This is a genomic window from Xenorhabdus indica, assembly GCF_014467235.1.
Taxonomy (GTDB): domain Bacteria; phylum Pseudomonadota; class Gammaproteobacteria; order Enterobacterales; family Enterobacteriaceae; genus Xenorhabdus; species Xenorhabdus indica.
On record NZ_NKHP01000046.1, the window covers coordinates 1 to 9,951 of the forward strand.

A 9,951-nucleotide genomic window follows, 5' to 3' on the forward strand; every position below is an offset into this window, starting at 1 on the left:
ACTCTTAGTGTGCGTTGAAGAATTTATGACCGCCTTTTCATCAGGGCAACAGCCGGGAGTGAGAAAAATGAGTGTATCGTTATTATGAAAGCTTATTTATTGCAAACTCAGTAAATATTAAAATCAATGCTAGAGTTGAATTCACCAGTTAAAAAATGATATTTACTCCATGAAACTCAACAACCACCAACTAAAGTCGGTGATTGTTGAGTTTTTCGCTAGTGTAATAACTACTTCCCTTTCGACAACATCTTCTGCATCACCGTCTGTCCGAACATCCCCGCAGATTGCCTGACCTGCCCCACGCCCTGGCTCATCATACCGGCCACATCACCCATGCGGACACCGGCCCAGGCTAATGCGCCCAGCCAGACCATCGGCAGCACAATAAACAGTGTGCCCATCACCAGCCCCATAATTAAATCGTCCGAGGTATTCTGAAACCCCGCCAGATTAAACAGGCTGTGGGTGTCTGAGCCGTACAGGGCTTCCAGTAAATGGCTGTCCAGCCAGCGCGCCAGTTCCCACCAGAAGGTCAAAAAATTCAATGCGAAAATCACAAATGTCAGCGTGAAGATGGTCTTAAATTCATAGGCCGCAAACAGCAGGATCAAGGGTATCAGGATATACAGCGCCATCAGGATCACCGCCTGCATCATCGGCAGTGCCTGACGTACCGCATCGAACATCGGCGTACTGATTAATCCCCCTAATATCGTCCCCGCCGCCGTACCGACCCGATTAGAACCGTCCCAGACCGTAAAATCCGCATTGCCGCCATAACCCGCATACACATAGCCTTCCTGTGAAACCGTCAGATTGACCGGGCTGACCAGACGGCGGATCACCGCTTCCTGATAAGTCTGCGTATTTTTCCCCAATATTTTCAGTGTCGCTGACAGACGCAACCATAACCCCGGATCGGCCTGCGCCAGTACCCGGTCTTTCAGGCCAATTTTAGCGGCTGACCACCAGGCTTTACAGGTCGGGTAACCGTTTGGCCCGGTATAAGGCCGCCCGTTGTCCCGGCTTTCCTGCCACGGAAAGTCCACCCGGGGTGTGCGGGATTGCAGCGTCTGGTAATCGCCGGCTAAAAACGTGCGGCTGCCCAGCCAGCCGATATCATTCAGGATAACCGGATCAGTGGTGTGTTCCCGATCGCGTTGTTTCCACTGATACAGTGCCAGGGCATAGCAATCGTGGGTAAAATCCTGCAACTCCGCCGCCAGAGCCGGGTGACGGATACGGGTATGCTGCACTTCAAAGCGCAGTTGCCGCAGATCGGGGCGACAGGGAATGGCGGCCACCGCTGCCTGTGTTAATCCTTTTGACAACCGGTGCACCACCGCCCACCAGAGCGGTACAGCCGCCGTCTGATTGTTCAGGCTGGACATCACCGGCGCATAGCCGCTGCTTTCCGGGGCTTTCGGTGTCCAGGTACCACAGCTTTTGGCGCGGGAGGGGTCATACTGAAGCGTTGTCAGGCTGACATTCACCAGCGGCACACAACACACCACCATGACGAAAAAGGCGCAGTACAGGGTATTTTCAGTCCGGGCAAGTGACTGTAACCCGCCATTGCCGTCTTCTTCGCCATATTCCCGCACTTTCAGCCAAATAGTGATCACTTTTATCACTAACGGCAGCGTAAACAGCCCGGTGGCAATCAGAATGTGCCATAATCCGTTATTGACGACCCAGCCGAGCAATGTCAGAAAGTATTCCAGATAGCTGTTAGTCGTCATCGTGTTTCCTCAACATGGCCTGACAGGGCATATTCACCCAGCAGAATAAACAGCAGGCTGACTGCCATCATCCGTATCAGCACGGCGCGGTATTCCGGCAGGTGTTTTTCCCTTTGCCAAATTTTCTGGCCTCCCCAGCCCAGTATGGCATACAGGCCTGACCGCCAGACTAACCAGACTCCCCCGGTTTGAGTCACCCAGTGGCGGAACTCCGTGAGTTTTTCTGCCTGATGCAGTCCGACCCAGCCTGTCGCTACAGTGATAATCATCACCAACGCGATGACCAGTGATAACGCAACACCTTTTCTGAATACTGAATGCTTCTCTGCCATCATCCGCCTTACCTGCGCTCACGATTGGGCATTTCCAGCTGATAAAAACGCGCATCCGTGCTGTCCGGCACCTGTTTTTGCGGATGCATGTTGATGCGCCGGGTGTCCCGCTCAATAATGGTCAGAATGGCATTACGGGACAGGGCCTGTTTCAGCTGCATTTCATTCTCCAGGGCATTGATTTCCCGGTCCAGCGCGGCAATCCGCCGTTCCCCTTCGGCCAGCGCTTCTGACTGTGCCGCCGCATTGGGTTCGGACATGCCGGTAATCAGCATCCGCCGCATCAGTAACGCCGTTTCCACGGTTTCCGCCATCGCCAGCTCACCCGCCAAACGTCCCGTCAGGGCAGCCCTGTCCGGGTCGCGCTGCAACGCCTGAATGACACCTTTGGTTACCGTCAGACTGCCGGTTTTCAGTTTCGTCAGATTGGCCATCGTCGGTTTTTCCGTGCCGCTGACCAGCTTCACCAGCTGTTCTGTATTGGTTTTGGTGTGTGCTTCCAGCATCGGGGCAAAGCCCGTGCCCGCGACGGTGGTGCCCGGCTGGTGTTTTTCTCCGCCGCTGGTGCAGTCTGCCGCCTGAGTACAGGTCCGGATGGCCCGGTCGCCCAGTACACTGACCACCGCCTCCGCAGCTTCACGGGCATTGCTGAATTTACGGCAGGTACTGCCTTCACACTTCAGGCTACTGACCGACGACTGACTCAGTACCGGCAACTGATTCATCATATTAAAGCCGGCACTGGCTAAATCCCGGGTCGGGCGAATCGCATTCTGGCCCTTGCCGCCCTGCCTCTGCCCCCCAATCCACGGATGCCCACTGGCACCGGTCGCTTTGCTGCCGGCGTTATTCACACGCACCGCATCACCATCGCCGCCATTGACCAACGTTTTGTATTCCTGCAAAGCCGCCGACTGCGTCCATTTGGTATTCTGCGCAAAATCCATCATTTTATTGGCCATTGCCCGGCAATTGAACTGGGCTTTGTCGAATGCCACATTGGCCTGCAACACGCCATTAATCAGCATGTCATACAGCCCCGGATTGGCCCGCTGGATAATCATCGCCGGCAGGCTGGCCACCGCACCGGTGGCGCCCTGAATCACATCACCCATCAGATTTTTAAACCCAGCGGTAATGCCATTTAACTGATTGCTGACAGTGGCTTTCAGGTCAAAATTGCCGCACATTAAATCCGAACGCCAGCCCAGCTCCAGCCCGCCAAGGGTGGCAGAGCCACTGCGACTGGCGGGTTCAGATATCACCGAACCGCCGCCCAGAGTATAGAACAGCGTATCAGACACCGCTCCGCTGGCCTCTGCCCCATAGCCCAGCGCACTCCGGTTCACCTGCGGTAATGTCAGGGACAGCCCCGTGGCGTTAGCCTGTGCAGACGCGATGACAAGCCCACCGGCTATCAGCCATAACCTGTTTATTTTTCTCATCATTTATTCCTGTATTCAGATATCCGTACTGCTGAGAAAACGCTGTCCCCGCCGCTGGCAACAACTGTAGGGTTGCCACAGGGCATACGCCTGATTGCCATTGATCGCAGCCGCATGTTCGCCGTCAGAAAACACCGCACAGTTTGAGCTTAGCTGCGGTGATAACCGTTGCCATTGATGATTTTGAGTGCCGGTATTTTCTGTCACCGGTTCGGGTGGCCAATAACCGTCAGCGCGTTGACCTTTTAATGTCTGATAAACATGGGGTTGCCCGACACGGGTGATGATATCCGCGACCCGCTGTGCGACCACGGCAGATGCCTTGTCATCATCGGTCTGATTGACAAAGCCTGAGCGCGGATAAATATGGCCCCACATAGTGCCGGCCATCTGACGGCCCAGCTCCCGCTGACCGGGTATCAGGGCTTCCGGATAAAACGATTCCGGCAACCCGGTGCGCCACGCGACAGTATCCAATGTGCTGAGAAAATAAGGCATCAACGGGATGGCCGCACTTCGGCAGGAATAACCGGGAATTTGCCCGCCAATCAGGCCGGTCGCCGGATGCCCGATAGCATCGGCATAGTTGAAACGCAGGCTGGTACGCCGTTGCCCGGCAATCTGGACATTGTGGTTACCCCCACCGGCATTCAGGTGAGATAACGCCCCGGTCACGGTATTTTCTACTCCACCAGAGAGCCGACTGACCTGCGACATTTCTATCCATGGATTGCCACTGGGGGCTTGATAGGTAGACACCACCGCTTCGGGGAGATAATGGGTTACCTTAACCGAGGTTTTCACCGTACAGTCATGCAAACCACAGAGCAGCCAGTAACAGATGCCACTGACCCGCCATTGAATACAGGACGGTGAAAGACTACTGATGACAATCTGGGCGGTGTTGATTGAGGCCTGTGTCACCGGAGTAAATGCCGCTATCAGGGTGATGAGTGCAGGAAAAGTCACACGTTGAAGACTCATGGTTGATATTGCTCCCTGAGTGCGCGGGCTTTTGCCACATTCGCCGTGCCATACACGACGTCCCGGTCATCAAAGACCACGGCAGGGTACTTGCGCACACCTGATTGCCATGCGTCAACAACGGCACGATAAGACTGAATCAGTGGCTGTTCCTGCTGATGCCATTGGGGAGATTGCAGCATAGCTTGTGCCTGTCTCGCCGCTTGTTGAGGGTCGGCAGAAAGGTGAGAAAAGATTTTCTGCCGCTGTTGCTCAGCCGCATCCAGCCAGACAATTTGTGTGTCCGGGGAAAGGTTAACGGGGATGTGTTGGCTGTCAGTGTAAATCACCGTTTTGGCATGACTCGCTGACGCGGTCATGCATCCCAGCCAGAATAATAAGGTATAGCGCTTTCTCATTCCCACCTTCCCGTCTCTGAACACAGACGGCAAGCGTGCAGGAAAAATGACGAAACATCAGCAAACAATTCTTTTTTGCAAAATGCAAAAAATGAACCTCACCTTTTCATTTCTGTCTTAATCCTACCTCAAGGGGAGAAAACACAACGGATTAGACTTCCTGATATCATAAAAATAGTATCCTGCCCGGAATCTTAGGTTGTCATGAGACTACTTGCGATTTAGTTAGCTGCGAATACATTTACACCGGTAAGATTAGCTGTGAAATTCCACAATCTTAGAGGTTATTCAGTATGTTTTCTACACAGCAGTAAGACAAGGAATGCCAGATTGACGAACTGAGGGCGAATATTCAAATTCCCCTCGCAGTTCTTCCATAGCCGTCGGCATTTTTCCAACCAAATGAACGCTCAACGACCCACCGCTTTGGGATCACCTTGAAAGTATGAAGTTCACTGCGTTTGGCGATCTCACCGGACGCACCCAGGATAGGATGCACATCATCCGCAAACGTTCCCCCCGTATAACCGCCATCGGCTAATACATTTTTCACGCAGGACAGTGATTTTTTGTGCAGGGTAGCAGGGTAAAAGTCATCAAGGCTCCTTTTCTGTCCGTAACATTGGCCGTTGTAACGGTTATTGCATGGGTAAACCCTGAGTATCTACCGGATATGTCGTTTGATGCCGGAAACCTTTTTACCGGCATCATAGCCTTTTTCACGTGCTGTATCTGTGTTCTTAACGCTTTGCGCATCAATGATCACAAAAGTGGTGCTGGAGTTCCGACCACGGTTGATACGGGTCTCGCCAACCGCATTTTTTAAATGCCTGTTCCAACAGGCTGGGTTCCGTTTCTGACGGTTTATCTTTCCAAAGTTTGAAATAGTAATACACGGTGCTTTTGCGGGGAAAATCACAGGGAGCCTGTCCCACTGGCAATCGCTCTTGAGGATATACAGTAGTGCGCAAAACACTTCATACACATCGACGAGGGCATGTGCGTTTTCGGCTGCTGAGCAACAAGGGGGCAATTTCCTGAAAGACTTCTCGACTGATGTCACTAATGTAGGCTTTTCTCATCCCGATAGGATACAGGAAAAATAGTCACGCCTGAAAAAGATTCTGAATAGGCTGTAAGATATTTACCAGGTTCACAGATATCCGATACGACCTGTCAGCATATCAACTTATGGACTTCAACTACCAATATTTTCCCTCACAAAGAAATATAAACCGATTGTTGATTGATTAACGCCCAAGCGATCCAAACATTCTTATTGGCTAATGCCACTGTTCCCCGTCATGGGCTTTCTCGCTCGGGTCACCAGCGTTATCTCTGCCATCCTTGTTGTCATACCTGGCAATTTGAATTCACTTATCCTGCCAGCTTGGCACACATCAGCAAATTATCAATATGACGATGATTATCTCTGAATGCCGGGCAATTACTCATGTGATAATGATTGGATTCAATATCGTATTTTATCACTGAAAAAAATCAATCTGAGACAAGTAACCGGAGCGATTCCTTCTGGTACGGAAGTCATTATTTATGGTGAAATGGGTAGTAAAATCAAAGCACAAGCCCTGTAGGCGCTTTCACGCCCACAACAGAATGAAATTCAGATCCTAATGAATAATGCAGATTTTTTGTGACAGCTCCTGAACGACGGTGTTTTATGACAAACCGGATAAATAACATGACAATCATAATTTCATTAGGGTATTACAATATTAGACAGTGAGTTACATCACGTTATCATGTAATAAAAAATTATTTTTTCATCTAAAGGAAAGTATATTTATAAAAATCGATACAACTCTCTCCTTATCTTTTCTATGCCAGAAAAAGGAATAAAGATTGCCATCAAACAGACTATTCGCATACAGAGAACGGAGTAGAAGTTGACAACACTTCTCCATAAAAAATCACATTCTAAATTAGCCAAACGAGGAAAAGAAAAATAAATGGATATTTTTCGCAGTATGGTAGGTATCGTCTTACTCCTTTCCATTGGATATATATTTTCAGTCAACAAAAAAAGAATAAGCCTGCGTACAATAGGGGCAGCACTACTATTACAAATCGGACTTGGCGCTATCACAGAAATTAAATAGCTGTCATTCTTTAACGCGGCAATGTTATGTGCAACATTTCGAGCAACACCACCTAGCGTATATTTTGTTTTCCCTGGGTTGGAATCTTTCTTTAATAATTCAGTCGAAGCGAAGCTGGTAATATCCATGTTGGAAGCCCCCACCGTTACGGCATAATTTCCACTGGAAAAAATGTATCCTTTTCCTTTTATATGCCCTTTTTTTTGTAGGTTAAGGATATATCCTGCGACGCTTGAACGACTAATGCCAATAATATCAGCGATTTCTTTTTGGGCGAGAAAAGGATTTTTCCTGAGAAGTTGTAATATTCTAAACTCCAGATTATCCATTTTTCTCATATCATGCCCTTTATTGTTTTTAAACATAGTTGTTTTTATTCCATTGATTAATGACAGTAAAGCGTATTTTTATACATTATGCTGGTAGTGAGAAAGCGATCGAAAACTTAATGATATATTATTTATCGTTAAAAATGTGATTTTACTCTTGAATTTTTACCTGAAAAATAACCCATTGACGGAATTTTAAAAACCTTAGCGTGGTAACCATATTTTATTCTAAATTTTTCCCATAAAAAACAAATCGTTAAATTATCATCTTGCTATTTTTAGCATCTGTCTTTTCTTCTTTTTTAATTTGTTATCTCAAATGAAACGGGAATTTTTAATTACATTGAAATGTGATAGTTAACACATTTTTACTAATGTTAAATATAAACACATAATTTTATTGTGGTTTAATGTTTTTTATATTAAATAAGGTTTTTTATTATGCCGTTAAATTTTTTTGTTTATGTCGTTACTATGAGTGATTTTAATTGTTAATTCTATAAGTGAAATATCCTATTCAATCATAATAACTAATATTTATATTTAACTAACGTTTTTATCAGTGAAGACGAATAACTGGTTAAGAACAATCCATAAGCTGGCGGATATCTATCAGATCAAAGATGAGAAGAACGTGATAAATGGACACGAAAATGGATTACTCGAAAAAGTCTGTTGGTCCAAAGAGATAGACACTTGAAGCGATAAGAATTTTCTTGGAAGATCCCGCCAAACTGAGCACTCGTTTCTCAAATTCGATCCAACAAAGGCTTAGGTATTCCGTCGGTAAAATTGAAGGTATAATGGGATGCTGTTTGATAATCAGCCATTTTCATGACTCTGTGTTTTGTTCACTTTCCAAGTTCAACACGATATTCCCAGGTAAAAACTGTGTCTTACGTGTGAGCCTGACCAGATGTTAGCGCAGGTTCCAATGGTGTCTTTCCATCCGTTGCGTGTAACATTGACTGACGATATGAAGTTCTCCCGCTGCTTCCTTTTCATATGCCAACCATCAGTCATATAGAGCACAATTTTGAAAGGCACCAGCAAGGCCATAACTTCTCAGTATTTTCTTTGTTCTTGGGTCCAAAACGTGAGCGGCCACTTTTCGTCTTACTTCTGTGTCAGGAAAATTTGCTGATGTGTCCAGGATGGCATTCAATTTAAGTCAATTCCAGTGATCAGGTATAACGACAAGATTGGCAAAGGTAACGCTGATGACCCACGCGAGAATAGTCATTACGGTGAACACCTTTGACAGCACGGCAAGAAGGACAAACCCAATATTAGGAAGGTGTCAATTTTTGTCAGAAATCATCGACGTAACAGTAAAGTTCTCCTAAAGTAACTATAGCACGATCGTCTTCACGATTTTGCTTTCGTTGACAAACATTTTGTCATGCATCAGGCAGTTTAGCTCCCTTACTTAAACGAAACGCAAGGCAAGTTATTTAGGGATTCCTTTTATGAAGATCTACAGGCACACTGTATTCCCAATAGCCCTTAGGGTAGCTTTATTTTTTCCTGGAATAAGTGTTGATGCAATAGCGGCCTCATCATGCGACTCTTCGAATACGAAGATCATCATTTCCGGAAATGAAACAGAACCATGTAATCTCTCAAATGGCGAAAATCTTACTATTAAGCAGAATGCGTCGATCGATGTTCCTAAAGGAATAGACTTATCGGATCGCTACAGCCTGAAACACAGTGCGGTTAATGTCGGCGTTAACGATAATCTGGCACCAATAATTTTAGTCGATTACATTGAGAATAGAGGGGTTTTGCAGGGAACGGGGGGAGTCACAGTAACTCACAGTGGTTCTGTTGGAAAGCTGCTTAATCACGGAACCATAAGTGACGTCAACGGAGCCGTATGGGTTTCTGGTCAAATGAATATGCTGGATAATTATAGCTCAATCACAGGCAACAATGATCCTAACTCATTCAATTCAATAACAATCCAGCAGGCGATTGACGCAAATAATGGTCAATATGGACATGTAGATACCATCCTAAATCGGGAAGAAGGATCGATTGATGGAATATCTGTTACAACTTCAACACTTAATGCTCTTGATAATTATGGAATACTGTCTCAGGGGAAGATTGCCAACTCTGCTCTCGCAACGTTTATTATCGAATCTGGCAGTCATGCCGGCACCTTCCATAATTATGGAACAGTGACTGGACCCAATCACAGTGTTCTGATTCAAAATGGAGGATACCTCGAAAATCTCTATAATCAGTCCGGAAGTAATGGGATCACGGCTGAGCAGGACGCAATTCAGGTCGCCGGGCAAGGCGAGGCGCTACTGGATGATTCCAGCATGAGGCCGTCCAGGATAAAACAGATTACCAATGCTTCCTTGTTATATGGAAAGCGAAATGGAATTTCTATCGACGATAAAGGCGTTGTTGATACCATCACGAATGCATCTGGAGGCGTGATACGCGGAGATAAGTTTTCTATTAATAATAAAGGCACCATTACTTATGGTATTTCTAATTCAGGCACTATTGATGGCGATGTGGAACTTGGCAACGCCAGTCTTTATATGTCTGGCCCAAATGCAACCCTGAAGGGCAATGTGT

General features: G+C 47.0%; 7 protein-coding genes and 5 pseudogenes. 3 read left to right on the top strand and 9 right to left on the bottom strand.

Annotation, left to right across the window (positions count from 1 at the left end):
- Window positions 1-230: 230 nt before the first annotated feature.
- From Xind_RS18930 to Xind_RS18955, 6 genes and pseudogenes are all read right to left on the bottom strand, one after another.
- A complete protein-coding gene (locus Xind_RS18930; protein ID WP_187650845.1) occupies window positions 231-1,745 on the bottom strand; it encodes a conjugal transfer protein TraG N-terminal domain-containing protein in 1,515 nt (504 codons plus the stop codon).
- Window positions 1,742-2,080 (bottom strand): hypothetical protein, encoded by a 339-nt coding sequence (locus Xind_RS18935; protein WP_187650846.1) that lies wholly within the window; start codon window positions 2,078-2,080, stop codon window positions 1,742-1,744. The genes Xind_RS18930 and Xind_RS18935 overlap by 4 nt, the downstream gene beginning before the upstream one ends.
- A 5-nt stretch (window positions 2,081-2,085) precedes the next feature.
- Window positions 2,086-3,525: an integrating conjugative element protein gene (locus Xind_RS18940; protein ID WP_187650847.1), complete on the bottom strand. Its 1,440-nt coding sequence runs from the start codon at window positions 3,523-3,525 to the stop codon at window positions 2,086-2,088.
- A 12-nt stretch (window positions 3,526-3,537) separates the two neighbouring features.
- Window positions 3,538-4,506, bottom strand: a complete 969-nt coding sequence (locus tag Xind_RS18945; protein ID WP_187650848.1) for a TIGR03756 family integrating conjugative element protein — start codon at window positions 4,504-4,506, stop codon at window positions 3,538-3,540.
- A complete protein-coding gene (locus Xind_RS18950) occupies window positions 4,503-4,904 on the bottom strand; it encodes a TIGR03757 family integrating conjugative element protein (RefSeq protein ID WP_187650849.1) in 402 nt (133 codons plus the stop codon). The genes Xind_RS18945 and Xind_RS18950 overlap by 4 nt, the downstream gene beginning before the upstream one ends.
- Before the next feature lie 284 nt (window positions 4,905-5,188).
- Window positions 5,189-5,986, bottom strand: a pseudogene (locus Xind_RS18955) (IS5 family transposase).
- A 354-nt stretch (window positions 5,987-6,340) separates the two neighbouring features.
- On the opposite strand from Xind_RS18955, the gene Xind_RS18960 reads away from it, so the two are divergent.
- Together Xind_RS18960 and Xind_RS21915 are read left to right on the top strand one after the other, a co-directional pair.
- Window positions 6,341-6,499 carry a hypothetical protein gene (locus Xind_RS18960; RefSeq protein ID WP_156115387.1) on the top strand — a complete coding sequence of 53 codons (159 nt, stop codon included), beginning with the start codon at window positions 6,341-6,343 and terminating at the stop codon, window positions 6,497-6,499.
- A gap of 375 nt (window positions 6,500-6,874) precedes the next feature.
- Window positions 6,875-7,009: pseudogene (locus tag Xind_RS21915) on the top strand (Na+ dependent nucleoside transporter N-terminal domain-containing protein); the annotation flags it as partial.
- Window positions 7,010-7,224: 215 nt separating this feature from the next.
- Here the strand turns inward: Xind_RS21915 and Xind_RS22830 are convergent.
- From Xind_RS22830 to Xind_RS24675, 3 genes and pseudogenes are all read right to left on the bottom strand, one after another.
- Window positions 7,225-7,389, bottom strand: a pseudogene (locus Xind_RS22830) (winged helix-turn-helix transcriptional regulator); the annotation flags it as partial.
- An 883-nt stretch (window positions 7,390-8,272) separates the two neighbouring features.
- Window positions 8,273-8,365, bottom strand: coding sequence for an IS1 family transposase (locus tag Xind_RS24670; RefSeq protein WP_072032538.1), 93 nt, complete (start codon window positions 8,363-8,365; stop codon window positions 8,273-8,275).
- A gap of 172 nt (window positions 8,366-8,537) precedes the next feature.
- A pseudogene (locus Xind_RS24675) lies at window positions 8,538-8,594 on the bottom strand (hypothetical protein); the annotation flags it as partial.
- A gap of 228 nt (window positions 8,595-8,822) precedes the next feature.
- Here Xind_RS24675 and Xind_RS18980 point away from each other — a divergent pair.
- Window positions 8,823-9,951 (top strand): annotated as a pseudogene (locus tag Xind_RS18980) (autotransporter outer membrane beta-barrel domain-containing protein); the annotation flags it as partial.